The 26,026-nt window shown below is 65.8% G+C and carries 19 protein-coding genes; 5 read left to right on the top strand and 14 right to left on the bottom strand.

Annotated elements, in window-relative coordinates; all coding sequences use genetic code 11:
* Position 1: 1 nt before the first annotated feature.
* The 8 genes from F2P44_RS05785 to msbA form a co-directional block, all read right to left on the bottom strand.
* Entirely contained in the window at positions 2–805 is an 804-nt protein-coding gene (locus tag F2P44_RS05785; protein ID WP_167085770.1) for an ABC transporter substrate-binding protein, read from the bottom strand.
* Positions 802–1,452 carry an ABC transporter ATP-binding protein gene (locus F2P44_RS05780; protein WP_167085769.1) on the bottom strand — a complete coding sequence of 217 codons (651 nt, stop codon included), beginning with the start codon at positions 1,450–1,452 and terminating at the stop codon, positions 802–804. Before F2P44_RS05780 ends, F2P44_RS05785 begins: the two co-directional genes overlap by 4 nt.
* Positions 1,449–2,156, bottom strand: a complete 708-nt coding sequence (locus tag F2P44_RS05775) for an ABC transporter permease (RefSeq protein WP_167085768.1) — start codon at positions 2,154–2,156, stop codon at positions 1,449–1,451. Before F2P44_RS05775 ends, F2P44_RS05780 begins: the two co-directional genes overlap by 4 nt.
* Positions 2,156–2,977, bottom strand: coding sequence for a formate dehydrogenase accessory sulfurtransferase FdhD (locus F2P44_RS05770; protein WP_167085767.1), 822 nt, complete (start codon positions 2,975–2,977; stop codon positions 2,156–2,158). The genes F2P44_RS05775 and F2P44_RS05770 overlap by 1 nt, the downstream gene beginning before the upstream one ends.
* Positions 2,974–5,793, bottom strand: coding sequence for a formate dehydrogenase subunit alpha (fdhF, locus tag F2P44_RS05765; protein ID WP_167085766.1), 2,820 nt, complete (start codon positions 5,791–5,793; stop codon positions 2,974–2,976). Before fdhF ends, F2P44_RS05770 begins: the two co-directional genes overlap by 4 nt.
* Positions 5,790–7,493, bottom strand: a complete 1,704-nt coding sequence (locus tag F2P44_RS05760; RefSeq protein WP_167085765.1) for an NAD(P)H-dependent oxidoreductase subunit E — start codon at positions 7,491–7,493, stop codon at positions 5,790–5,792. The genes fdhF and F2P44_RS05760 overlap by 4 nt, the downstream gene beginning before the upstream one ends.
* Before the next feature lie 81 nt (positions 7,494–7,574).
* Positions 7,575–8,591 carry a lipopolysaccharide heptosyltransferase II gene (gene waaF / locus F2P44_RS05755; RefSeq protein ID WP_167085764.1) on the bottom strand — a complete coding sequence of 339 codons (1,017 nt, stop codon included), beginning with the start codon at positions 8,589–8,591 and terminating at the stop codon, positions 7,575–7,577.
* A complete protein-coding gene (gene msbA, locus F2P44_RS05750) occupies positions 8,588–10,318 on the bottom strand; it encodes a lipid A export permease/ATP-binding protein MsbA (RefSeq protein ID WP_167085763.1) in 1,731 nt (576 codons plus the stop codon). Before msbA ends, waaF begins: the two co-directional genes overlap by 4 nt.
* A 382-nt stretch (positions 10,319–10,700) precedes the next feature.
* Here msbA and F2P44_RS05745 point away from each other — a divergent pair, with 382 nt between their 5' ends.
* The 4 genes from F2P44_RS05745 (at position 10,701) to F2P44_RS05730 (ending at position 14,824) form a co-directional block, all read left to right on the top strand.
* Positions 10,701–11,960: an O-antigen ligase family protein gene (locus tag F2P44_RS05745; protein WP_167085762.1), complete on the top strand. Its 1,260-nt coding sequence runs from the start codon at positions 10,701–10,703 to the stop codon at positions 11,958–11,960.
* On the top strand, positions 11,957–12,775 hold the full coding sequence (locus F2P44_RS05740; protein ID WP_308609982.1) for a glycosyltransferase family 2 protein: 819 nt from the start codon (positions 11,957–11,959) through the stop codon (positions 12,773–12,775). Before F2P44_RS05745 ends, F2P44_RS05740 begins: the two co-directional genes overlap by 4 nt.
* A gap of 118 nt (positions 12,776–12,893) precedes the next feature.
* A complete protein-coding gene (locus tag F2P44_RS05735; protein WP_167085761.1) occupies positions 12,894–13,709 on the top strand; it encodes a glycosyltransferase family 2 protein in 816 nt (271 codons plus the stop codon).
* A gap of 11 nt (positions 13,710–13,720) precedes the next feature.
* The gene (locus F2P44_RS05730) at positions 13,721–14,824 is read left to right on the top strand and encodes a glycosyltransferase family 2 protein (RefSeq protein ID WP_167085760.1); all 1,104 of its coding nucleotides are present in this window, start codon (positions 13,721–13,723) and stop codon (positions 14,822–14,824) included.
* Between the two features lie 64 nt (positions 14,825–14,888).
* On the opposite strand, the gene dnaE is transcribed toward F2P44_RS05730, so the two are convergent.
* Positions 14,889–18,440 (bottom strand): DNA polymerase III subunit alpha, encoded by a 3,552-nt coding sequence (gene dnaE, locus F2P44_RS05725; RefSeq protein ID WP_167085759.1) that lies wholly within the window; start codon positions 18,438–18,440, stop codon positions 14,889–14,891.
* Positions 18,441–18,626: 186 nt separating this feature from the next.
* On the opposite strand from dnaE, the gene F2P44_RS05720 reads away from it, so the two are divergent.
* A complete protein-coding gene (locus F2P44_RS05720; RefSeq protein ID WP_167085758.1) occupies positions 18,627–19,559 on the top strand; it encodes a sulfurtransferase in 933 nt (310 codons plus the stop codon).
* A gap of 31 nt (positions 19,560–19,590) precedes the next feature.
* Here F2P44_RS05720 and F2P44_RS05715 read toward each other — a convergent pair whose 3' ends face one another.
* The 5 genes from F2P44_RS05715 to F2P44_RS05695 all read right to left on the bottom strand — a co-directional run bounded on the left by F2P44_RS05715 (position 19,591) and on the right by F2P44_RS05695 (position 25,982).
* Positions 19,591–21,012 carry a mannose-1-phosphate guanylyltransferase/mannose-6-phosphate isomerase gene (locus tag F2P44_RS05715; protein WP_167085757.1) on the bottom strand — a complete coding sequence of 474 codons (1,422 nt, stop codon included), beginning with the start codon at positions 21,010–21,012 and terminating at the stop codon, positions 19,591–19,593.
* A gap of 153 nt (positions 21,013–21,165) precedes the next feature.
* Positions 21,166–21,372: a DUF6447 family protein gene (locus F2P44_RS05710; protein ID WP_167085756.1), complete on the bottom strand. Its 207-nt coding sequence runs from the start codon at positions 21,370–21,372 to the stop codon at positions 21,166–21,168.
* A 56-nt stretch (positions 21,373–21,428) separates the two neighbouring features.
* Positions 21,429–22,772 carry a TolC family outer membrane protein gene (locus F2P44_RS05705; protein ID WP_167085755.1) on the bottom strand — a complete coding sequence of 448 codons (1,344 nt, stop codon included), beginning with the start codon at positions 22,770–22,772 and terminating at the stop codon, positions 21,429–21,431.
* Positions 22,773–24,140, bottom strand: a complete 1,368-nt coding sequence (locus F2P44_RS05700) for an HlyD family type I secretion periplasmic adaptor subunit (RefSeq protein ID WP_308605893.1) — start codon at positions 24,138–24,140, stop codon at positions 22,773–22,775.
* A gap of 3 nt (positions 24,141–24,143) precedes the next feature.
* On the bottom strand, positions 24,144–25,982 hold the full coding sequence (locus F2P44_RS05695) for a type I secretion system permease/ATPase (protein WP_167085754.1): 1,839 nt from the start codon (positions 25,980–25,982) through the stop codon (positions 24,144–24,146).
* Positions 25,983–26,026 lie beyond the last annotated feature (44 nt).

Genomic DNA, 26,026 nt, shown 5'->3' with positions numbered 1-26,026 from the left:
GCTACCTTTGCGCCGACGGGAAAAACAGCTGCTGGCCGCCCGGCCTGAAGCCGGCAATCCTGGCCTGCCCTTCGGCGGACGTGATCCAGTCGACCAGCTGGCGCGCTCCCTGGACGTTCACGCCCGGATGGCGCGCCGGATTGACCGCGATGATCCCGTACGGATTGAACATCCTCGGGTCGCCCTGCACCAGGATCGCCAGCCCGGTCTTGTCCTTGTAGGTGGCGAAGGTGGCGCGGTCGCTCAGCGTGCAGGCTTGCAGCTCGGCCGCCATGGTCAGCACCTCGCCCATGCCCAGCCCGGCCGACAGGTAGCGCGCGGGCGGCGGTTGCACCCCGGCGGCCTTCCAGTAGCTCTTTTCCATCTGGTCGGTACCGGAGTTGTCGCCGCGCGAAACAAAGCGCACATCGCTGGCGGCCAGCTTGCGCAGGGCGGCGATGATGTCGGTGCCGCCTTTGATTCCCGCACGGTCCGATGGCGGGCAAGCCAGCACAAAATCGTTGTACATCACGTCGCGCCGGCCGATGCCGTGACCCTCGGCCACGAAACGCTCCTCGGCGGCGCGCGCGTGCACCAGGGTGACGTCGACATCGCCATTCTTCGCCAGTTCCAGCGCCTTGCCGCTGCCGACCGCAATCACCTGCACGTTGATGCCCGCCCTGGCCTCGAACGCCGGCAGCAGCCAGGCCAGCAGGCCGGAATTGTCGGTGCTGGTGGTGGTGGACAGCCGCAGCACCTGTTCGCCGGCCCGGGCCAGCGGGGAGGCGATGCAAAGCCAGAGGGCCAATGCGGTGTATCTGATCATTTGTATTCGAGCTTTCCATCACGTAGTTTGAGGCGCTGCACGCCGGGCATGCCGATCAGGTCGCGGTCGTGGCAAGCCATCACCACCGTGCTGCCGGCCGCGATCAGCTCTGGAATGAGGGCGATCACCTGTTCGCGCGCGGCGCCATCGAGGTTGGCGGTCGGTTCGTCGAGCAGCAGCAGCGCGGGGCGCAGCACCCAGGCGCGCGCCAGCGCCACGCGCTGCACCTCGCCGCCCGACAGGCGGGCCGGATCGCTGTCCCGCAGATGTTCGACACCGGCCCATGCCATGGCTTGCGCCACCGCCTGCGCCGCCTGCGCCTTGCCGACGCCGCGCGCATGCAGGCCGTAGCCGATGTTGGCCGCCACGCTGGTCGAGAACATCACCGGATGCTGGTGCACATACACGATCGCTTCGCGCAGCGAGCGCGGATACGGCGACCAGGCCGTCGCCTTCCCTTGCCACGTCACGCCGGACGCCTGGCCCGCTTCAAGTCCCGCCAGTATGCGCAGCAGGCTGCTCTTGCCGGCGCCGTTGATCCCGGTGAGCACGTAGGCGCGGCCGGCGTCGAGCGTGAATGCGTCAAGCTCGAACAGCACGCGTGCGCCATGTGCCTTGCGCAGTTTGTCGATGCGCAGCAAACTCATTGGCCGGCTCCGGCGGCGCGCGTATCGCCCTGCAACAGCATCAGCGCGCCATTCATGGCCAGCGCCAGCGCCACCAGCACGATGCCGAGCGCGATCCCCTGCGCGAACTCGCCCTTGCTCGTTTCGAGCGCGATGGCGGTGGTGATGGTGCGCGTTTCGCCGGCGATATTCCCGCCGACCATGAGCGCGCAGCCCACTTCGGAGATCACGCGACCGAAGCCGCTGATCACCGCCGCCATGACGCCAAAGCGCACTTCGTGCAGCACCGTGAGCATGGTGCGCCAGCGCGACGCGCCCAGGGCGACGGCGGTTTCGGCGTAGCGCGGGTCAAGCGCCTGCACCGCCGCCAGGGTGAACGCCACCAGCACCGGCGTGGCGATGATGCACTGGCCGAGCACAATGCCCGGCTGCGAAAACAGCCAGTGCAGCGATCCCCACGGGCCGTGGCGCGACAGCAGCAAATACAGCAGCAGGCCAATCAGGACCGTCGGCAGCGACAAGGTGGCCTGCACCAGCCAGATGGCGACGCGGCGCCCCGGGAAGCGCCAGCTGGCAATCGCATACCCAAGCAGCACCGCCGGCGGCGCCGCCAGCAGCAAGCCAAGCACGCTGGTCTTGAGCGAAATCCACACGACGCCCCACAGCGCCGGGTCACCCGACAGCAGCAGCGCGAAAGCGGCGTACGTGGCCTGCGGCAGCGACATCAGGCTGGCAGCGGCTCGAAGTCGAGACGGCCATGGCCGGTCAGCAGCAGGAAGTGCTTGCCGCTGCAACGCGCCAGCAGGGCCATGCCGATCTTGTCGGCCACCATGTGGCCCATCTGCGTGGTGCCGGAGCGCGACAGCAGGAAGGGAATACCCATCTGCGCACCCTTGATCACCATCTCGGACGTCAGCCGGCCGGTCGTGTAGAACACCTTGTCGCCGCCGGCCACGCCGTCAAGCCACATGCGCCCGGCGATGGCGTCGACCGCGTTGTGGCGGCCCACGTCCTCCACGAAATACAGCAGCTCGCCCGCGTTCGAGAACAGCGCGCAGCCATGCACCGAGCCGGCCTGCTTGTAGATCGATTGCTGCGTGCGGATGGTGTCGACGATGCGGTACACCGTCGATTGCGCAATGCGCGCATCCGGCGGCAGCACGATCTGGTCGATATCGTCCATCAGTCCACCGAAGACCGAACCCTGGCCGCAGCCGGTGGTAACCACTTTTTTCGAGGTGCGCGCTTCCACATCGGCGATGCCGGCGCGCGTGACCACCGCCACCGCGTCGACCGACCAGTCGACCTGCACCGAGACGATGTCGGCGACCGATTTCACCAGGCGCTGGTTGCGCAGGTAACCCAGCGTGAGCGCTTCCGGCGCGCTGCCCAGGGTCATCAAGGTGACCAGCTCGCGCTTGTCCACATACACCGTCAGCGGCCGCTCGGCCGGGATGGCAATGGTGGAGCGGCGGCCGCGTTCATCGAGCACCTCGACCTCGTGGGTCAAGGCGGCGCGGGCGTCGCTCAATTGCGGCAGCGTCATGGCAGCGCCATCCCTGCAAGCACCTGGCCGCCGCCAAAGCTGCCCTGCTGCTCCACCACGCCGCCCAGCGCCACGCGAATGGCGCAGTACTTGAACTCGGGGATCTTGCCGAACGGGTCGAGCGCAGCGTTGGTGAGGCGGTTGATGGCCGCTTCGTAATAGCAGAACGGTACAAAGATCGCGCCGCGCGGCGAGCTGTCGTCGGCGCGCGCGTACAGGGCCACTTCGCCACGGCGCGAGGCGATGGTCACCACGTCGCCCGGTTTGCCGCCCAGCGCCGCCAGGTCGAGCGGGTGCACCAGCGCCACCGGATCGGGTTCGATCGCGTCCAGCACCGCCGTGCGGCGCGTCATGCTGCCGGTGTGCCAGTGTTCGAGCTGGCGGCCGGTGATGAGCACCATCGGATATGCGGCGTCGGGGCGCTCGTCGGCCGGGATGATATCGGCCGGGACGAAACGCGCACGTCCCGACTCGCGCGGGAACTGCTCGGTGAAGACCACCGGCTGGCCCGGATCGCCCTCTTTCGTGCACGGGTAGGTGACGGCGTGCTCGCGTTCCAGCCTGTCCCAGGTGATGCCGCCGATGCTAGGCATGATGCGGCGCATCTCGTCGAACACTTCCGACACGTGGCCGTACTGCCAGTCCAGGCCCAGGCGCGCGGCCATCTGGCCGATGATCCACAGATCCTGCCTGGCCTGGCCCGGCGGATCGATGGCCTGGCGCCCGATCTGCACCAGGCGGTCGGTGTTGGTGAAGCTGCCCGTCTTTTCGGGAAAGGCGCTGGCCGGCAGGATCACGTCGGCCAGGTAGGCGGTTTCGGTCAGGAAGATATCCTGCACTACCAGGTGGTCGAGCGCGGCAAGTGACGCGCGCGCATGATTGGCGTCGGGGTCGGACATGGCCGGGTTCTCGCCCATGATGTACATGCCGCGGATGTCGCCGCGCGGGATGGCGTGCATGATCTCGACCACCGTCAGGCCGGGCATGGAATCGAGCGGCATGCCCCAGGCTTTCTCGAACTTTGCCAGTGCCGCCGGATTGTCGACGCGCTGGTAATCGGGGAACATCATCGGGATCAGCCCCGCGTCGGACGCGCCCTGCACGTTGTTCTGGCCGCGCAGCGGATGCAGGCCGGTGCCGGGGCGGCCGATCTGGCCCGTCATCAGCGCCAGCGCGATCAGGCAGCGCGCATTGTCGGTGCCGTGGATATGCTGGGAAATGCCCATGCCCCACAGGATCATCGACGCCTTCGAGGTCGCGTACAGGCGCGCCACGTAGCGGATGGTGTCGGCGTCGACGCCGCAAATGGGCGCCATCAGCTCCGGGCTGTAGCCGGCCACGTTCCGTTCCAGCTCCGCGTAGCCGATGGTGCGGCTGGCGATGAAGTCCTGGTCGACCAGGCCTTCGGCCACGATCACGTGCATCATCGCGTTGAGCAGGGCCACGTCGGTATCGGGCTTGAATTGCAGGTAGCGGTGCGCGCTGCGCGCCAGGTCCGAGCGGCGCGGGTCGCACACCACCAGTTTGGTGCCGTTCCTGATGGCGTTCTTGATCCAGGTCGCCGCCACCGGATGGTTGACGGTCGGGTTGGCGCCGATGACGATCACCACCTCGGCCAGGGTCACGTCCATCACCGGGTTCGATACCGCACCCGAGCCGATTCCCTCCAGCAGGGCCGCCACCGAGGAGGCGTGGCACAGGCGCGTGCAGTGGTCGACGTTGTTGCTGCCAAAGCCGGTGCGCACCAGCTTCTGGAACAGGTAGGCTTCTTCGTTGCTGCCCTTGGCCGAGCCGAAGCCGGCCAGCGCGCGCTTGCCGTAGGTGTCGCGGATGCGCGCCAGCGCACCGCCAGCGGCATCGAGCGCTTCTTCCCATGTCGCTTCGCGGAAGACGTCAAGCACGCGCGCCGGGTCCATGGTGAATTCGCCGCTCTTGGGTGCGTCGGCGCGGCGGATCAGCGGCACCGTCAGGCGGTGCGGATGGTGCGCGTAGTCGAAGCCGTAGCGGCCCTTGACGCACAGGCGTTCGCGGTTGGCCGGGCCGTCGCGCCCCTCCACAAACAGGATCTTGTTGTCCTTGATGTTGTAGGTCAGCTGGCAGCCCACCCCGCAGTAGGGGCAGACCGAATCGACCTGTTTGTCCGGCACGGCCAGGGCGGCGTCGCGCGCCGGCATCAGGGCGCCGGTCGGGCAAGCCTGCACGCATTCGCCGCAGCCGACGCAGGTGGAGTCGCCCATCGGGTCGTCCATGTCGAACACGATTTTGACATGATCGCCGCGCATGGCCAGGCCGATCACGTCGTTGACCTGCTCGTCGCGGCAGGCGCGCACGCAGCGCGTACACTGGATGCAGGCGTCGAGATTGACGGTGATGGCGGCGTGCGAGGCGTCGCGGGCGGGCTGGCTGCGCGCAGCGAAGCGCGGCTGGCCGAGGGCCAGCTTGCGGGCCCAGAAGTCGACTTCGTTGTGGCGCGTGTAGGCCCGCTCGGGCATGTCGGACTGCAGCAGTTCGAGCACCATTTTTTGCGCGGCCACGGCGCGCGCACTGGAGGTAGCGACCTTCATGCCGGCGGACGGACGGCGGCAGCAGGATGGCGCCAGTACCCGCTCGCCCTCGATCTCCACCATGCACGCGCGGCAGTTGCCGGCCGTGTCCATGCCCGGTTTGTAGCACAGGCGCGGAATCTCGATGCCTTCGCGCGCGGCCACCTCGATCAGGGTTTCGTGGGCAAAGGCGGCCACCTGCCGGCCGTTGATTTCCAGCTCCACCGGCGCGCCCTGCAAGGCTGCCTGCTTGATCCTGCTGATCGCATTCATGGCTTCACCAGTTCATGTGAAAAGTATTTGACGACGCAGTCGAACGGATTCGGCGCGGCCTGTCCCAGGCCGCAGATCGAGGCGTCGCGCATCACCTGCGACAGCTCGGCCAGCAGCGGCGTGTCCCATTGCGGCTGCTCGATCAGCGCCAGCGCCTTGGCGGTGCCGACGCGGCACGGCGTGCACTGCCCGCACGATTCATCCTTGAAGAAGCGCAGCGTGTTGCGCGCCGCCGCCACCGCCGAATCCTGGTCCGACAGCACCACCACGGCGGCCGAGCCGATAAAGCAGCCATACGGCTGCAAGGTGTCGAAGTCGAGCGGGATCGCGTTCAGCGTGGCGGGCAGGATGCCGCCCGATGCGCCGCCCGGCAGGTAGGCGTAAAACTGGTGGCCGGGCACCATGCCGCCGCAGTATTCGTCGATCAGTTCCTGCACGGTGATGCCGGCCGGCGCCAGCTTGACGCCCGGTTCGCGCACCCGGCCCGAGACCGAAAACGAACGCAGGCCCTTGCGGCCGTGGCGTCCCTGGCCGCTGAACCAGTCGGCGCCTTGCTCGACGATGGCACGCACCCAGTGCAGGGTCTCGAAATTGTGCTGCAGGGTGGGCAAGCCGAACAGGCCGACCTGGGCCACGTACGGCGGACGCAGGCGCGGCATGCCGCGCTTGCCTTCGATCGATTCGATCATCGCCGATTCTTCGCCGCAGATGTAAGCACCGGCGCCCCGCCGAAGGATGAACGTGGGCATGGACTGGAACGGCGGATCGGCGCGCAGGCGCGCCAGTTCGGTTTCCAGCATCGCGCGGCAGCCGTGGTATTCGTCGCGCAGGTAGATATAGATGGTGTCGACGCCGGCCACCCAGGCCGCCACCAGCGCGCCTTCGAGGAAACGGTGCGGATCGCGTTCGAGGTAGTAGCGGTCCTTGAAGGTGCCCGGTTCGCCCTCGTCGATATTGATCGCCATCAGGCGCGGGCCGGCTTCGGCGCGCACGATGCGCCATTTGCGCCCGGTCGGGAAACCGGCGCCGCCAAGGCCGCGCAGGCTCGATGTTTCCATGGTCGCAATCAGCGCTTCGGCGTCGCGCCGGCCGTCGTGGCATTCGCGCGCCAGCCCGTAGCCGCCGGCGGCGCGGTAGCTGTCGTAATCGATGTAGCCGGTAAGCGCGTGCGTGGTATCGCCGTGCGCCACCGCCGCTGCCACCGTGTCGCAGCTGGCATGGGCCAGCGGGTGCTGGCCGACGACGGCTGCCGGGGCTTGTTCGCAGCGGCCGATGCAGGGCGCGGCGAGCACGCGCACGTCGGCGCCCAGGATGGCGGGCAAGCGGTCGAGCAGCTCGCGCGCGCCGGCCATCTCGCACGACAGGCCGTCGCACACGCGCACCGTCAACGCCGGCGGCGCGCTCTCGCCCTCGCGCACGACGTCGAAGTGGTGATAGAAGGTGGCGACCTCGTAGACCTCGGCCTGGGCCAGCTTCATTTCCTGCGCCAGCGCCGCCAGATGGGCGTGCGACAGGCAGCCGAAGGCGTCCTGGATTTTGTGCAGGTGCTCGATGAGCAGGTCGCGCTGGCGCGATTGCTCGCCCAGCAGTGCCTGCACTTCCAGCAGTGCCTGCGGGTCGACGCGGCGGCCCTTGGGCGCCTGGCGCTTGCGCTGGCGGGTGCTGCCCTGCGCCACGATCGGAATGACGGGATGATTCATCAATTAACCTTGTCAAAAACGGCGTCGCGCCATGATTTTACTCCCACGGCGCGCTCTCGCGGCGCGGACGCCGCCATGGATTTACATTTGGCGCAGCTCGTTCCAGACCATGGCCGGTTCGAGCTTTTCCATGCAGTCGTGGTGGCCCAGCGGGCATTCGCGCTGGCGGCAGGGCGCACAGGCCAGCCGCAGCGAGAGCGAGCGCGCGATATCGGAAAACGGTGGCGCGTGGTCGGGGTCGGTCGGGCCGTACAGCGCAATCACCGGCCGGTTCAGCGCCGAGGCAATGTGCAGCAGGCCGGAATCGTTGGCGACCACCGCGCCCGCGCCGGCAATGAGCGCAATCGCCTCCATCAGCGAGGTGGCGCCGGCGACATTGTGGATACCATCGGTCCCGGTGAGAGCGGTGATCTCGGCGCAGGCCTCGCGGTCCTTGGGGGAACCGAGCAAGGCGATGTGCGCGGACCGATCCTGTTGGCGGATCGATTGCGCCAGCGCGGCGAAGTGGCGTGCCGGCCAGCGCTTGGCGGCGCCGAATTCGGCGCCCGGGGCAAACACCACCAGGCGCCCCGCTCCACCCATGCCGTGGCGCGCGCGCGCGTCAAGAATCTGCTCCGGCGCTACCCGCATCGCCGGACGCGGCACGTCGGCGCGCAGCGCGGCACCCGGCGCGCCGGCCAGGGCGGCGTAGAACGGCACCATCGCCCGCTTGGGCGTGTCGTCGTGATGCACGACGTTGAGCAGTCCGTAACGCATCTCGCCCTTGTAGCCGACCCGGCGCGCAATCCCGGCCAGCCACGGGATCAGCGCGTACTTGATCGTGTTGGGCAGCACGTAGGCGTCGACGTAGCCGCGCGCGCGCAGCACCTTGGCGTAGCGCCAGCGCTCGCGCAATTGCAGCGCGCCGTGGCGGAACGGGGTTTCGAGCACGCTGTCGACCTCCAGCATGGCGCGCCAGGCCGGCGCCACCGAGGGCGGCGCCAGCACGTCGATCGGGCGCTCCGGGTGCTGCTGCTTGAGCAGTTGCAGCAGCGGCTGGGCCATGACCGCGTCGCCGATCCAGTTGGGCGAGATGACCAGGGTGCGGACGCCGCTCATGCTTCGGCCTTGTTGGCGAACTGCAGGCGGTACAGGTTGGCGTACATGCCGTCCAGCGCCAGCAGCTCGTCGTGGCGGCCCGCTTCGACAATCCGTCCCTGGTCGACCACCACGATGCGGTCGGCCCGTTCGATGGTCGAGAGGCGGTGCGCGATGACGAGCGTGGTGCGCCCGGCCATCAGGGTGTCGAGCGCGCCCTGCACCGCGCGTTCCGATTCGTTGTCGAGGGCGGAGGTGGCTTCGTCCAGGATCAGGATCGGCGCGTCCTTGTAGATGGCGCGCGCAATGGCCACGCGCTGGCGCTGGCCGCCCGACAGGCGCATGCCGTTTTCACCGATCGGGGTATCCACGCCTTGCGGCAGGGCCGCCACCACCTCGTCCAGGTAGGCCGCCTTGATGGCCGCGGCCAGGCGGGCCGGGTCGACCCGTTCGGCGCCGTAGGCGATGTTGGCGCCCAGGGTGTCGTCGAACAGCACCACGTTCTGGCTGACCATGGCCAGCTGCGCGCGCAGGCTTTGCAGGGTGATGTCTTCATACGGCACGCCGTCGAGCAGGATGCGTCCCTGCTGCGGTGAATAAAAGCGCGTGACCAGGTTCACGAAGGTCGACTTGCCGCCGCCCGACATGCCCACCAGCGCCACGGTCTGCCCCGGCAGCACCTCGAGCGTGACGTCGTCGAGCACCAGCGGGTCGTTGTCGCTGTAGCGGAATTGCACGTTCTGAAGCTGCAAATGGCCGCGCGCGCGCTCGATGACGACCTTGCCCGGGTCGGCTTCGACCGGGGTGTCGATCATGGCGAACACGGCTTCGGCGGCCGCCATGCCGCGCTGCAGCGGGCCGTTCACGCCGACCAGGGACTTGAGCGGCGCGAGCAGCATCAGCATCATGGTGATGAAACTGATGAATTCTCCCTGGGTCATCCCGGAGGTCATGGCGATGACGATCACCACCGACACCGCCAGCGCGGTAGCGCTCTGGGTGATCGGCACGGTGGCGGCGCTGGCGACGGTGAGGCGCTGCGAGAAGCCGAGCAGCGCGGTGCTGCGCTGTTCGAAGCGTTCGCGCTCGTAACGCTCGCCGGCGAACACGCGGATCACCTGGTGCCCGCGCGCCGCTTCCTCAACCACCTGGGTCATTTCGACGGTGACGCGCTGGTTGTCGCGGCTCAGGCGGCGCATGCGCTTGGCCGTGGTGCGCACGATGCCGGCGGTGACCGGCATGACCACCAGGGCGATCAGGGTCAGCTTCCAGTTGGTCCACATCAGCATCACCAGCAAGCCGACGATGACGAGCGAGTCGCGCACGTAGGCGACGAACACGGAGTTGATCATGTCGACCACCTGGCGTACGTCGGCGATGACGACGTTGATGATCTTGCCGGTCGATTCTTCGTGAAAGCGCGCCACGGGCAGGCGCAGCAAGCGGTCGAACACCATGCGCCGCAGGTCGTTGAGGACGCGGCTGATCACCCAGTTATTCAGGTAAGCGGTGGAAAAGGTGAAGATGCCGCGCCCGACGAAAATCGACAGCAGCACCAGCGGCACCAGCCACAGGGAAAAAGGGACCCGGTGCGGGCCGAAGCCTTTATCGATCAGCAGTTGCATCGCGTAGCCGAGCGCCGGCTCGGTGACGGCGGTGCCGGCCATGGCCAGCAGCGACATCAGCGCGCGCGCGCGGTAAGGCTTGACGATAGCCAGCAGGCGCCGGACTATGACACTATTTTCCATCGTTTTCTTTCGCGTTCAGGCTACAAGCCATGTGCGGTTGCGGCATGCCGCCATTGCAAGGCGCGGCCGGTACCGGAGGCTCGACATTCTCGCACAGGCGGTCGGGGTGCTGCCACAACAACATCGCGCGGACGCCGTAGCGGACGCCGTAGCGGACGCCGTAGCGGGCGCCGTAGCGGACGCCGTAGCGGGCGCCGTAGCGGACGCCGTAGCGGACGCCGCAAATACAAATTCGGCACCGTGCAAGCCGCCAGCCACAGACGGTACTGTAAAATGGCGAACAAATTTCAGGGGCGGGCGCCGCAAGGCGCGTGTGCCCGGTATCGCCACGCTCCCGGCGCGGCATGCACGACCCAGGTCGCTTTACAAGGCTATTGCTACGATGCAAGATTTTCCCGAATCTCCGATTTCCCGGCTCGAGCGCGCGGTCCAGTACCTGCTCCTGCTCGCGCTGTTTTGTGTGCCTTTCTCCACCTGGCTGACCAATGTCTTCGCCGGCATGTGCTTGCTGTGCTTCGTCGGCGCGCTGGCCACCAGCGCGCCGATGCGGGCCGCCGCGCGCACCCCGCCGGCGCTGCTGGCCATCGGCTTGCTGGCGCTGCTGGCGCTCGGCGCGAGCTGGTCGATCGGGCAGCACGGCGACATTGTCTCGGCGCTGAAAAAATATTCGCGCCTGCTGGTGCTGCCGGTGGCGGTGGCCACCAGCATGCGTGACCGTGCCATGCCGGCACGCGCGCTGGCCGCCTTCCTCGGCGGCGCGGCGGTGCTGGCCACCTCGAACTACCTGGTCTGGCACGACCTGATGCCCAGTTCCAGCCTTGGCTGGTGGCGCATCGGCGACGCCAAGGATGCGTTCTCGTTCAAGAATCACATCACGATCGGCATCCTGCTCAGTTTTGCCACCGTGGTCAGCGCGCTGGGCGCGACCTACGTGCAGGGCGCGCGCGCGCGCGCGGCGTGCCTGGTGGCCGGGGTGCTGTTCAGCGTACCGATCATCTTCCTGAACCAGGGCCGTACCGGTTACGTCACCCTGTTCGTGGGCATGGTGGTGCTGTTCCTGCTGCGCGTGCGCTTCACGGTGCTGCGCACGATTTTCGGGGTGGGCGCCATCGTGCTGCTGTTCGTCGGCTTCTACGCCATCTCGAACAACTTCAAGGCGCGCACCGATGACCTGATCACCGAGGTGCGCACCGACCAGAAACGCTCGCCCAACGGCCTGCGCATGAGTTACCTGCGCGCCGGCCTGGGCGTGGTCGCCGCCAATCCGATCATGGGCCTGGGCACCGGCTCGTTCGCCGAAGTGTATGCGCCGACCGCGCGCCGCGACTGGCCGGAGGACAAGCTGGCCGAAACGCGCCACCAGCCGCATAGCGAATTCCTGCTGATCGCCGCCCAGCTTGGCCTGACCGGACTGCTGCTGTATTTCGCCATGCTGGGCAGCCTGCTGCGCCCCGCCCTGGCCGCGCGTTCCTTCCATGCCGATGCGCTGGTGCTGCTGTGGGCCATCTACGTGGTCAGTTCCTCGTTCAACAGCCTGCTGTGGGACGTGACGGAAGCGTACTGGTTCCTGCTGCTGGCCGGCTCCCTGTATGTGAGCGCACGCTTTTCGCGGCAGGCGCCCCAGCCGGCGGCGGGAGCATGACGATGCGCCAGGACGCGCTCATTTCCGTCATCATCGCCACCTACAACCGGCCGGACGCGCTGGAAGCGGTGGTCGAGGCCTGCTTCGCGCAGAGCGACCGCCATTTCGAGATCATCATTGCCGACGATGGCTCGGGCGAGCCAACCCGGGCCTGCGTCGCGCGCCTGCAACAGCGCGCACCGGTGCCGCTGCGCCATGCGTGGCAGCCGGACCAGGGCTTTCGCCTGGCGCTGGCGCGCAACCAGGGCATCCTGGCCTCGCGCGGCGAGTACATCCTGCTGCTCGATGGCGACTGCATTCCGCAGCGCGACTTCATTGCGCGCCACCGCTCGCTGGCGCAAGCGGGCTGCATGGTCACCGGCAGCCGCATCCTGCTCGACGAAGCGTTCACGCAGCGCGTGCTGGCCGAACGGCGCGACCTGCACGCGCTCGGGCTGGGCGACAAGCTGGCGCTGCGCGCGCGTGGCCATATCAACAAGATGCTGCAACTGCTGTTCAAATTACCGGACCTGGGCCGGGTGCAAAAGCGCTTCAGCTGGCGCCGCATCAAGGGCTGCAACATGGCGGCCTGGCGCGCCGACATCGAGGCGGTCAACGGCTTCGACGAGAGCTTCGAGGGCTGGGGACACGAGGATGCCGACTTCGTGGTGCGCCTGTTTAACGCCGGGGTCAAGCGCAAGGATGGCGCTTTTGCCACGGAAGTGTTTCATCTCTGGCACCGCGAAAACGCGCGCGACGAAGCGTCGAGCAACCGCGCGCTGGTGCGCCGGCGCGCCGATGAACGCACCGTGCGCGCCGCGCGCGGGCTGGCCTGACCCCGCATCGCCGGCCCGGCGCGCAATACGCTGGACTGGCCATGGCGGGCACGTATAATACGTTCGTATTAACCCCTGCCGCCGCCGGCAGTCAACGCCGATTCACCGGGAAATCATCGTGCCACGCCCTACCACCATCTCACTGATCGTCAGCACCTACAACCGGCCCGACGCGCTGGAAGCGGTGCTGCGCGCCTGCCTGGCGCAGGATGATGACGATTTTGAAATCATCGTCACCGACGACGGTTCGGGCGAGGCCACGCGTCACTGCATCGAACGGATCGCGGCCGGCACCCGGCGCCGCCTGATCCATGTGTGGCAGCCGGATGATGGTTTCCGCCTGTCGCGCGCGCGCAACCAGGGCGTGCTGGCGGCGCGCGGCGATTATGTGGTGTTCCTCGATGGCGACTGCGTGCCGCGCAAGGATTTCGTGTCGAGCCACCGGCGCCTGGCGCAGCCGGGCTGCATGATCACCGGCAGCCGCGTGCTGCTGTGTCCCGACTTTACCCGCGCCACCCTGGCCGAACAGCGCGACCTGCACGAGTCGGGCCTGGACGTATGGTGGCGCGCCTGGCGCGCCGGGAACATCCAGAAGATCCTGCAACTGGCGATTCGCCTGCCTGACCTGGGACGGGTGCGCAGCGGCTTCACGATGCGCCGCATAAAGGGGTGCAACATGAGCGCGTGGCGCAGCGACATCGAGCGCGTGAACGGCTTCGACGAATCGTTCTGCGGCTGGGGCCATGAAGATGCCGATTTCGTGGTGCGCCTGTTTAACGCCGGCGTGCGGCGCAAGGATGGCGCGTTCGCGACCGAGGTGTTCCACCTGTGGCACAAGGAGCGCGAACGCGACCAGTCGGACCATCACGACCGGCTGGTCCACGAGTGCCAGGTCAACAAGACCATTCGCGCGCCGGTCGGGCTGACGCGCTAGCCCCCTCGCCCATGACTCCGCACGCCCCCGCGCAGCAGCCACTGCTGAGCATCATCGTCCCCGCCTACAATGTGCAGCATTACATCGGGCAGTGCCTCGATTCGGTGCTGGACCAGATGGGCAGCGGCCATGAACTGATCGTCATCGATGACGGCTCTTCCGACGCCACCCTGGCGCGCATCCGCGCCCTGCTGGCCGCGCGTCCCGGGATCGCCTCGCAGGTGCTGGCGCAGGACAACCAGGGCATCGCGGTGGCGCGCAATAACGGCCTGGCCGCCGCGCGCGGCGACTACATCGTGTTCGTCGACAGCGACGACCGGCTGCTGGCCGGCTCGCTGGCGGCGCTCGAACACGCCATCGCGCAGCACCATCCGGACGTCATCGCCTGCGATTTCCGGGTGTGGTTTCCGGACCAGGAAGCCAAGTCGCACCGGGTCGGCATGCGCTATCCGCCCGGGCTGCTGCGCGACCAGGCCACCATCCTCAATACCTTCTTTGCCGACCGCCAGATGTATGTGTGGGCGAATGTGTTCAGGCGCGCCATCTACCAGCAGCTGGAAGCGCCGGTTTTTCCGCCCGGCCGCGTGTTCGAGGACATGTCGACCCTGCCGCGCCTGCTCAGCCAGTGCGCCAGCATGGTGTACCTGCCGCATGCGCTCATCGATTACCGCCAGCATGCGGCCAGCATCACCAAGCTCATTTCGGAAAAGTGGTGCATGGACCTGGCGGCCGCGCTGTCGGTGGCGCGCAAGCACCTCGACCTGCGCGGGGTGGAGCAGTCGGTCAAGACCCACTTCGATATCGCGGCCACGTATTTGTATATCGGCGTGGTCAAGGATTCGTACGAGCTGCCGCGCGCGGTCGGGCGCCGTGTGCGCGCGCGCATCAAGCCGATCTTCGTCGACAGCCTGTATGGCGATTGCGCCAGCATGCTGGCGGCGGTGCAAGGGGCGCAGACCGTGTCGTACGACAGGAACCACGATGCGCGCACGATCCGCCAGGTGCAACGCGTACTGGCGGGCAGCCTGGTGTTCCGGGTCCGGCAAACGGCCAGCCGCAAGATCAAGTTGTGGAAGCGCTTGCGCAGCAACCGGAAGCTGGCGGCCGGGTTCTGATCGGGTTGGATTGAATACGTCGTTCCCGCCTGCGCGGTAAGGACGGAGCTACCTTCGACGCGCCTTAATATTCCACCGCGACTTCGCGCGCGCCCAGGACCTGTTCCAGCGCCAGCGTCAGCGCGTCCGATGGCGCCACGCGCCAGTCGTCGCCGAACTGCAAGGTGCAATCGACGCCCTGCGGCTTGACCCGCATCGCCACCGGCAAGCCGGTCATGGCGCGGTGCGGCTGCAGCACTTCGGCGATCTTCGAGGACGCCACCCTGGCCGGCAGGTACAGCCCGAGCTGGCGCCCGTACTGCACGCGCGCGGACGTCAAATCGAACACCTTCTCGGCCGTGATGCGCAGGCCGCCGTTGAAGCGGTCTTCCGAGACCTTGCCCACCACCGCCAGGAATTCATCTTCCTTGAAGATGTTCTTGTTCGACTCGACCACTTCGCTGTACACCGTCACTTCGACCGTGCCGCTCTTGTCGTCGAGCGAAACGATCAGGATCTTGCCGCGCTGGGTCATCTGGGTGCGCACGCCGGTGATCACGCCGCACATCATGCGCGGCTCGCGCGACGGTTCCAGGTCGGTCAGTTTGGTGCGCGCAAAGCGGCGCGCCTCGGTCGCGAAGGAATCGAACATGTGGCCCGACAAATAGAAGCCGAGCGCGATTTTTTCTTCGGACAGCTTCTGGCGGTCGGTCCACGGGGTCGCCTTCACGTATTCGGGCGGGGCCACCAGGTCGCTGTCGTCGCCGCCGAACAGGCTGACCTGGTTGATCGAGGCCGAGGCCTGATCGGCCACTTCGACCGCAAACGGGACCGAGGCCAAAAGAATCGCGCGGTCGACCTTGAAGCAGTCGAAGGCACCGCTGCGGATCAGCGATTCGATGGTGCGGCGGTTGATCTGCTTGCGGTCGACCCGCTTGCAGAAGTCGAACAGGTCGGTGAACGGCCCGCCGCTGGTGCGCGCCGCGATGATCGCCTCGATCGCCGACTGGCCCGAGCCCTTGACCGCGCCCAGGCCGTAGCGGATGTTGGTGACGCGCTTGCCCGTGACGGACGGCGGCGGACCTTCCGGCATGAAGCGGTAGTCGGAATGGTTGATATCGGGCGGCAGCAGCGTCAGGCCGCACACGTCCAGCGAATCCTCGACCAGGATCTTGATCTTGTCGGTGTCGTCCATCGCCAGCGACAAGTTGGCGGCCATGAAGGCGGCGGTGTGGTGCGCCTTCAGGTAAGCGGTGTGGTAGGACAGCAGCGCGTAAGCGGCGGCGTGCGACTTGTTAAAGCCGTAGCCCGCGAACTTTTCCATCAAATCGAAAATCTCGTCGGCCTTTTCGGCGGTCAAGCCATCCTTGGCGGCGCCGGCGCGGAAAATCTCGCGGTGCTCGGCCATTTCCTCGGCCTTCTTCTTGCCCATCGCGCGGCGCAGCATGTCGGCGCCGCCGAGCGAGTAGCCGCCGACGATCTGCGCCATCTGCATGACCTGCTCCTGATACACCATGATGCCGTAGGTTTCGGACAAAATGGATTCGGTGCGCGGATCGGGGTAATCGAAGCGTTCGCCGTGCTTGCGCTTGCAGAAGTCGGGAATCAGGTCCATCGGGCCCGGACGGTACAGCGCAACGAGCGCGATGATGTCCTCGAAGCGGTCGGGCCGCGCATCCTTGAGCATGCCCTGCATGCCGCGCGACTCCAGCTGGAATACCGCGACCGTCTTGGCCTTGGTCAGCAGCTCGTAGGAAGCCTTGTCGTTGAGCGGCAGCGTTTCAAGCGCGAAGTCGGCGTTGGCCGGGTCGAGCTGCTTGATGTAGCGTACCGCGCGGTCGAGGATGGTGAGCGTGGTCAGGCCCAGAAAGTCGAACTTGACCAGGCCCACGGCCTCCACGTCATCCTTGTCGTACTGCGAGACCACGCCCGAGTCGCCGCCCTGGGTGTACAGCGGGCAGAAGTCGGTCAGCTTGCCGGGGGCGATCAGCACGCCGCCGGCGTGCATGCCGATGTTGCGGGCAATGCCTTCGACCTGCTGCGCCAGCGCCAGCAGCTGCTTGACCTCGTCCTCGTTCTCCAAACGCTCCTTGAGCATCGGTTCTTCTTCGATGGCGTCGGCAATCGTCACCGGTTTACCCGGCTTGAACGGGATCAGCTTGGAAATGCCGTCGCAGAAGTTGTAGCCGAAATCGAGCACGCGGCCGACGTCGCGGATCGCGCCCTTGGCCGCCATGGTACCGAAGGTGGCGATCTGCGAGACCGCTTCCTTGCCGTACAAATCCTTCACGTGCTGGATGACGCGGTCGCGCCCTTCCTGGCAAAAGTCGATGTCGAAGTCGGGCATCGAGACGCGTTCGGGGTTCAGGAAGCGCTCGAACAGCAGGTTGTATTGCAGGGGATCGAGATCGGTGATCAGCAGCGAATACGCGACCAGGGAACCGGCGCCCGAACCGCGGCCCGGGCCGACCGGCACGCCGTTTTCCTTGGCCCACTTGATGAATTCGGCCACGATCAGGAAGTAGCCGGGGAACTTCATGTTGCAGATGGTATCGGTCTCGAACTTCAGGCGCGCGTCGTAACGCGGGCGCGCCGCTTCGCGCTTGGCCGGATCCGGATACAGGTGGATCAGGCGCTGTTCCAGGCCGGCCTGCGATTCGGCGACCAGGAACTGGTCGATGCTCATGCCGGGCGGGGTCGGGAAGTCCGGCAGCTGCGGCTTGCCCAGGGTGAGCACGACGTTGCAGCGCTTGGCGATTTCGACCGAGTTGGCCAACGCGGCCGGCATGTCGGCGAACAGCGTGGCCATCTCGGCCTGCGACTTGAAGCGCATCTCTTCGTTGAAGCGTTTGACGCGCTTGGCGTTGGCCAGCATTTCGCCTTCGGCGATGCAGGTGCGCGCTTCGTGGGCGACGAATTCTTCGGCCGAGAGGAACTGGACCGGGTGGGTGGCGACCACCGGCAAGCCCAGTTTGGCGGCCAGCGCGACGGCGTGGCGCACCTGGGCTTCCTGGTTGGGCTGGCCGGCGCGCTGCACTTCGATGTAGAAGTGGCCGGGAAAGACCGAGGCCCAGCGCTGGGCGCAGCGTTCGGCCAGCGCCAGGTTGCCGTTTTCGATGGCGGTGCCGACGTCGCCGAAGTGGGCGCCGGAGAGCACGATCAAGCCATGGGCCTGGCTTTCGCCGGGCGACAGGGTCGATTCGCTGGTCGCAAGCGCATCGAGCCACTCGGGGCGGATTTCGGCGCGGCCCTTGTGCTGGTTGCTCAGCCAGGCTTTGGACAGCAGTTCGCACAGCTGCAGGTAACCCATGCGGTTCTTGGCCAGCAGCAGCAGGCGCGAGGGCTTGTCGCGGTTCTCGTCGTTGCTGATCCAGGCGTCCACGCCGATGACCGGCTTGATGCCCTTGCCGCGCGCGGATTTGTAGAACTTGACCATGCCGAACAGGTTGGCCAGGTCGGTGATGGCCAACGCCGGCTGCTTGTCCTTGGCGGCGGCGGCGACGATGTCGTCGATGCGCACCAGGCCGTCGACGATGGAGTATTCGGAATGCACACGCAGGTGGACGAAAGCCGGTGCGGCCGGCTTGGCTGGCGCGGCGAGCGTGGTGCTCCCGGCTTCGATGACATCGGTACTCATGTGTGTTTCGCCTGCTGTGCAAAGAGTGCTATTTTACCGCGCCAGCGCCCTGGCGGAGGAAACGTCGTGGCGCCCGCACCCGGCCCGCCGCCACATACCCCTGATGCCAGCGTGGACATTGTTCTATAATATCGGCTTTCCCTGTTTTCCCATCTTTCACCGATCTTTCACCGATCTATCGCCACCATGCAAGCTAATACCGCTTTACAAGCTGAAGCGCATGCCGCCATCGCCGCAGCTGCCGCCCACGTCAATATCGCCGCCTACAAATTTGTCACTTTTGACAATACTGAGGAAATGCGTCCCCTGTACCAGGATATCTGCAAGCGCCTGGCGCTCAAGGGCACGATCCTGCTGACGCCGGAAGGCATCAATATGTTCCTGTCCGGTCCGCGCTCGCACATCGACGAGTACCTGGCCTGGGTACGCCAGGATGCGCGCTTTGCCGATATCGAGGTCAAGGAAAGCTATTCGGAGGAACAGTCGCACAAGCGCATGCTGGTGAAGATCAAGAAAGAAATCATCACCATGCGCATGCCGCTGATCCAGCCGGAACAAGGCCGTGCGCCGTTTGTGCGTCCCGCCACGCTCAAGCGCTGGCTCGACGAGGGCGTCGACGACGATGGCCGTCCGGTGGTGATGATGGAAACCCGCAATGCCTTCGAGGTCGATGTCGGCACCTTCGAGAACACGCTCGATTACCGGATCGACAAGTTCAGCGAATTTCCCGAGGTCGTGGCCCAGCACCGCGAGGAGCTCGAAGGCAAGACCGTGGTCACCTTCTGCACCGGCGGCATCCGCTGCGAAAAGGCGGCGATCCACATGAAAAATATCGGCTACCAGAGCGTGTACCAGCTCGACGGCGGCATCTTGAAATATTTCGAGGAAGTCGGCGGCGCCCACTACAAGGGCGATTGCTTCGTGTTCGACTACCGCACCGCGCTCAATCCGCAGCTCGAAGCGACCGTGACGACCGTGCAGTGCTTCGCCTGCCGCGCCGTGGTGACGCCGCGCGACCAGCTCTCGCCGCTGTACGTGTACGAAAAATCGTGCCCGCAGTGCCATCCCGAACGGGAGCGCGCGCCAGCGGGCGCCGATAGCAGCGCCGGCGCAGCGTAAATCCGGGTGGGCAGGCGCCCACCCTCTCCCATCAAACGCGGCCGTAGTTATCCTGGAAGCGGACGATATCGTCCTCGCCCAGGTAATCGCCGCTCTGCACTTCAATCATCACCAGGTCGAGCACGCCCGGATTTTCCAGGCGGTGCTTGTGGCCGGCCGGAATATAGGTCGATTCGTTGGTGGACACGAACAGTTCGCGCTCGCCGTTGACGACCTTGGCCATGCCGCTGACCACAATCCAGTGCTCGCTGCGGTGGTGGTGCATCTGCAGGCTCAGGCTGGCGCCCGGCTTGACTTCGATGCGCTTGATCTTGAAGCGGGTGCTGTCTTCCAGCACGGTGTAGGTGCCCCACGGACGGTGCACGGTGCGGTGCAGCTTGTGCACGTCGTGCCCTTCGGACTTGAGGCTCACGTACAGCTGCTTGACGTCCTGCACCCGGCTGCGGTCGGCCACCAGCAGCGCGTCCGGGGTGTCGACGATGATCAGGTTGGACACGCCGACCGCGCCCACCAGGCGCTCGTTGCTCTGGATGAAGCAGTCGCTCACATCGTGCAGGCGCACCTCGCCATCGATGCGGTTGCCGTCCGCGTCCGGCGCGATCAATTCGCCCAGCGCATTCCAGGAACCGATATCGCTCCAGCCGATATTGCACGGCACCACCGACACCTTGGCCGATTTTTCCATCACCGCGTAATCGATCGAATCGTCGGCGACCTGCTCGAAGGCGGCGGCATCGAGTTCGCACTGGGTAAAGTTCTTGCCGCTGGCGCTGCGCGAGGCGGCCAGGCAGGCGCGCGTGGCGGCCAGGATGTGCGGGCAATGCAATTCCATCTCGGCGATCATGCTGCCGGCGGCAAAGCAGAACATGCCCGAATTCCACAGGTAGCGGCCGCTGGCCAGATACTCGCGGGCTTTTTCCAGGCTCGGCTTTTCGACAAAGCGCAGCACCGTGTTGCCCTCCGCCTCGATGTAGCCGAACCCGGTCTCGGGCGAATGGGGTTCGATGCCGAAGGTCACCAGGCGGCCGGACTGGGCCAGCGGAATGGCCTGCGCGACGGCGGCGCCAAAGGCGGCCTGGTCGGTAATCAGGTGGTCGGCGGCCAGCACCAGCAGCAGGGCGTCGGGGCCATGGGTGGCGGCCACGTGCAGGGCGGCGGCGGCGATCGCGGGCGCGGTGTTGCGGCCGAACGGTTCCAGGATGTAGCTGTTGGCCAAGCCCTGGTGGCCGGCGCCGACGGCACGGTAATCGTCCTCGGTCTTGAAAAACAGTTCGCGGTTGGTGACGGTGAGCACGTCGGCCACGTCCGGCAAGGCAGCGCCGCGCAGCCAGGCTTTTTGCAGCAGGCTGTGGCCGTCAGCGAGGCGGATGAAAGGCTTGGGGTGGAGTTCGCGCGAAACGGGCCACAGGCGCGAGCCGGCACCGCCGCATAAAATGGTAGGGATGAGTTTCAACTGCGGTTCCTTTAGTGCATGCATGCCGGATCGTCCGGCGATGAATGTGTCAACGCAAATAACGTTGCGCATTCTACATCATTGGATGCACCGGAGGAATCGCAGCACCATGCCGGCGGCGCCATGGCGGCGCGACGGCATGGCCGGTTGATCTTATTGCGCGGTTTTCGGCAACAAATCTTTCAACACACTCTTGTAAGTGCCGCGTGCGGTTTCGTAGATGGCCATCTGCGCATTCAGGCGCGCCATCTCGGATTCCACGAAGCGCAGGTTGGCGACTTGCTGTTGCGCTTCCTGGGACAGTTCCGACACTTTATAGCTGACGCCACCGGTGCTGATTTCAAGTTCGTTATTGCTCATGTTTCCTCTTATGATAAAAAAAGCCGGCGCCAGATGGCCGCCGGCAGGGGGTTGGGTCAGCGGAAATAGGACGCCAGGCGGGTGACGTCGTCACCGCCCAGGGTGCCGGCCGCGGCGCGCAGGCGCAGCGAGGCCAGCAGGTAGCCGTAGCGGGCCTGGGCCAGGTCGCGCTTGGCGGTAAACAATTGCTGCTGGGCGTTGAGCAGGTCGAGGTTGATGCGCACCCCGCCCTTGATGCTTTGTTCGGTCGCCTTGATCAGCAGATTGCTCGATTCCACCGCGCGGTTGAGCGCGTTGACCTTGGCGACGCCGCTTTGCACCGCGCTGTATTGCTTGCTCACTTCGATCAGGGCCTTGTCGGTCTTGGTCTGCAGGTCGGCGCGCGCGCGTTCCAGGCCGGCGACAGCCTGGCGTGAACTGGCGTTGACCGCACCGCCCGCATACAGCGGCACGTTGAGCTGGATGCCGATCGCGCGCACGGTCGATTCCTGGTTGAAGGTATTGATCGTTTCCGAGGCGTTCTTGCTGTAGGAAGCGACAAAGTCCAGGCGCGGCGCGTGGCCGGCGCGGGCCTTGAGGATTTCCTGCCTGGCCACGTCGAGCGCGAGCGTCTGGGCGGCCAGCTCGGGATTTTGCTTGAGCGCCATGGCCTTCCACTCTTCCACGCCGGTGGGGGCCAGCGGCAGCATGCGGAAGGTATCGTTCAGGCCGACCAGTTTGCCAACCTCGGCGCCGACCATGGCGGACAGGGCATTGCGCGCGGTGGCCTGGTTATCCTTCGCTTCGATCAGCTGGGCTTCGGACAGTTCCAGGCGCGCCTGCACTTCCAGCACGTCGGTGCGGGTGCCTTCGCCGTGCTTGAGCAGGCGCTCGTTGACGGCGCTCTGTTCGAGGTAGGCGTCGCGCTGGGCCTGGATCAGGGCCACCTGTTCATCGCTGAACAAGGCGTCGAAATAGGCGCCGATCACGCGCAGCAGCAATTCCTGGCCGCGCACGCTGAACAACTGGTCGCTCAGCGCGGCCTGGGCCTTGCCCTGCTTGAAGCGCGCATAGGCGTCCACGTTGAACAGGGCCTGGCGCAGCTGGATGGTGGACACGCGGCTGATGTATTCCGGCTGGGTCGACGTGGTCGGCGTGTCGATATCGGAGCGGTTCTTGCTCGCGTTGTAATTGGCCTGCACGTTCGGCAGCAGACCGGCGCGGCCCAGGATCGCATTTTCCTTGCCGCTCTGGTTTTCATAGAAAGCGGCGCGGTAAGTCGGATCGTTCTGCAGGGCCTGCTCGTAGGCTTGCTGCAGATTGATGGCGCTGGCACCGGCGCTGGCGAGCAGCATGGCGGCGGCGGCGGCGACGGTTTTCAGGCGCCGGCCCTGGCGTAAGGCGATCAGGTGAAACGTCATTTAATCCTCCGACAACGATGTCTTGGCGCGATCAAAGATCGGCTTGAACAGGTAATTCATCATGGTGCGTTCACCGGTCTTGATGAACAGTTCCGCAGGCATGCCCGACTGGATATCGAGTTTATTCTGGGCAATCAGCTTGGCGCCTTCCGGGGTGACCCGGGCCTTGATCTTGTAGTATGGCATGCCGGTACGTTCCTCGACGGTACGGTCGGCCGAGACTTGCGTCACGATGCCGGGAATGTGCGGGGTCTTGTTGGTGTTGAAGGCCGAGAAAATGAACTCGACCGGCAGGCCGACGCGCACCTTGTCGATCAGGTTGACCGCCAGCTGGCCTTCGACCACCAGCGCGTCCGAGCTCGGCACGATATCCATCATGTGCGCGCCGGCGCCGATCACGCCGCCCTTGGTGAAGATTTGCAGGCCGACCACGGTGCCGTCGACCGGCGCCTTGACTTCGGTGCTGGCCAGCTCGAAGTCCTGGCCCGCGATGCGGCTGGCGAGCGAACTGCTTTCCTTTTGCACGTCGGCCAGCTGGGCGGCGATTTCCTTCTGGTATTCCTGGGAGCGCATGATGCGGCGCAGGGACATTTCCATCACCTGGTTCTGGACCCGGCCGATATTGCCGAGATCTTCGGAAATCGTGCCTTGCAGGGACATATAGGTGCGCTCCATTTCCAGCAGGCGCGAGCGCGGCACATAGCCATCCTTGGCCAGTTCGCGCATGCCGTCGAGCTGTTCCTTGATGATGACGGCCTGGCTTTTCTTGCTGGCCAATCCTTCCTGCAAACCCTTGGCCTGGGATTTCAAGCCGGCGGCATTCTCATCCATTGCAGCCAGTTCGTTTTTCAGGGACGATTGGCGCGAGCTCAACAGCTGCTTTTGCGATTCCATCGCGTCGATGGCACGCGCATCGTTCTTGCTGTCGATCAATTCCTTGGGAAACACCGGCTGGCTCTTGCCGTCACGCTCGGCCTGCAGGCGCGCTTCCGCCGCCAGGGCGCCGAAATACTGGGAACGGGTGATCTCGGCGGACGAACGGGCCACGGTCGGATTCATGCGCACCAGCACCTGGCCAGCCTTGACCACATCGCCATCCTTGACCAGGATATCTTCGATCAGGCCGCCGGCCTGATGCTGGACCGCCTTGCGGCTGGTCTCGGTCGCTACCGTGCCCGACAGCGGAACACCGCGGTCGAGCGGGGCCAGCGATGCCCACAGGAGGAAACCGACCACGCCCACCAGCACGATGATCCAGCCGAGGCGGGAATACTTGCGCGAGTCCACGCTGTCCGGGTCAAACGGCACCACATCGCGTGCCACCACGTCGGTGGCGTTGCTGGTCCTGCTCAGGATTTTCATGGTCATGGCTTATTCCTTTTCCGTTGTTACCGCAGGGCTGCCAGCGTTGAGCTGGGGCTGGGCCGGCTGCGTTGCCTGGCCCGGCTGGCCGGGTTGGCCCGGCGCCGTGCCTGCTTGTCCCTGCTGCTGGCGGGCTGCGGCCTGCTGTGCTTCTATGATTTTCTTGTTGGCGTCGTGGATCGCCTGCATGACCTGGTTGGTCGGGCCGAACATTTGTACCGTGCCTTCGCGCAAGACCAGCATTTTGGTCGAGACATTGATGGCGGCCGGACGGTGCGTGATCAGCACGATGGTCTTGCCGCGCTGGCGCAATTCCTGCACGGCCACCATCAGGGCTTGCTCGCCCATATCATCCAGGTTCGAGTTCGGCTCGTCGAGCACCAGCAGCGATGGATCGCCGTACATGGCGCGGGCCAGGCCGAGGCGCTGCTTCTGGCCGCCGGACAGGCCGGCACCGCCGTCGCCCAGCACGGTATCGTAGCCTGCCGGCATCTTGAGGATCATTTCATGTACGCCGGCACGCTGGGCGGCGAGTACCACCTGCTCCGGCTCGATGCTGCCGAAACGGGCGATGTTTTCGCTCACGGTACCGCCAAACAGTTCGATATCCTGCGGCAGGTAACCCATGTGCGGGCCCAGTTCATCCTTGTTCCACTGGTAGATATCCGCACTGTCCAGGCGGACCTTGCCGACCACGGCTGGCCAGACACCGACCAGCAGGCGCGCCAGGGTCGACTTGCCCGAACCGCTGGGGCCGATCACGGCCAGCACATCGCCCGGCTCAACCGCGAAACTGACGCTTTTCAACACTGGCGCGGCAGCGCCCGGCGGGCCGGCGGTGATGTTATCGATCTGCAGGTGGCCGGTCGGCTTCGGCAGGCTCATGCCTTCCTTGCGCTCGTCATTCTCTTCCAGCAGCGCTTCCAGGCGCTCGTAGGAACTGCGCACGCCGGCAAACGACTTCCACACGCCGATCACTTGCTGCACCGGCTGCATGGCGCGGCCGACCAGGATCGAGGCGGCAATCATCATGCCCGGGGTCAGCTTGCCTTCGATCACCAGCAAGGCGCCGAGGCCGAGGATCAGCGATTGCAGCGAGACCTGGAAAAACTTGGTGATGGCACCCACGGTGCCGGCCTTGCGGCTCGCTTCGGCCTGCAGTGCCAGGAACTTGCTGTGCAGTTTGTACCAGCGCGCCTGCAGGTTGGGCAGCATGCCCATCGCTTCGATGACTTCGGCATTGCGCAGGTTATTCGTGGCCATGTTGCCGGCCATGATGGAGGTGGTGCTGGCCTCGGCCAGCGGCTTGTGCGAGACGCGCTCGTTGACCACGGCCAGGATCACCAGGATGGCGGTGCCGCCCAGGGCGAACCAGCCGAGCAGCGGCTGGAAGAAGAAGATCACGATCAGGTAGAGCGGGAACCATGGCGCGTCGAAGAAGGCGAACAGTGCGTTACCGGTGAGGAACTGGCGGATATTGGTCAGGTCGCTCAAGGCCTGGCCCGCATTGCCGCCGGCTTTCTTGAGGTTGCGTTCAAAGGCGGCGGTGTAGACGCGCCGGTTCATCTGCATGTCGAAGGCGGCGCCGACGCGCACCAGGATCAGGCTGCGCATCAATTCCAGCGCGCTCATGAGCAGGTAGGCGCCCAGCATCAGCAAGGTCAGCATGAGCAGGGTGATTTCGTTCTGGCTGGCCAGCACGCGGTCGTACACCTGCAGCATGTAAATCGACGGCACCAGCATCAACAAGTTGGTGATGGCACTGAACACGCCAACGGTGTAGAAGGTGCTCTTGAACGTGAGCAGCGCTTGCCCAATTTCGTTCTTTTTATCGAGAAGTTTTTTCATTTGAGACCAGCACAATTCATTAGTAATTCACGAGGGACAGAGCG

Source organism: Massilia frigida (assembly GCF_011682175.1).
Lineage (GTDB): Bacteria > Pseudomonadota > Gammaproteobacteria > Burkholderiales > Burkholderiaceae_D > Telluria_A > Telluria_A frigida.
The sequence above is the reverse complement of the archived record's forward strand: the minus strand, read 5'-3'. Positions and strand labels throughout refer to the sequence as shown.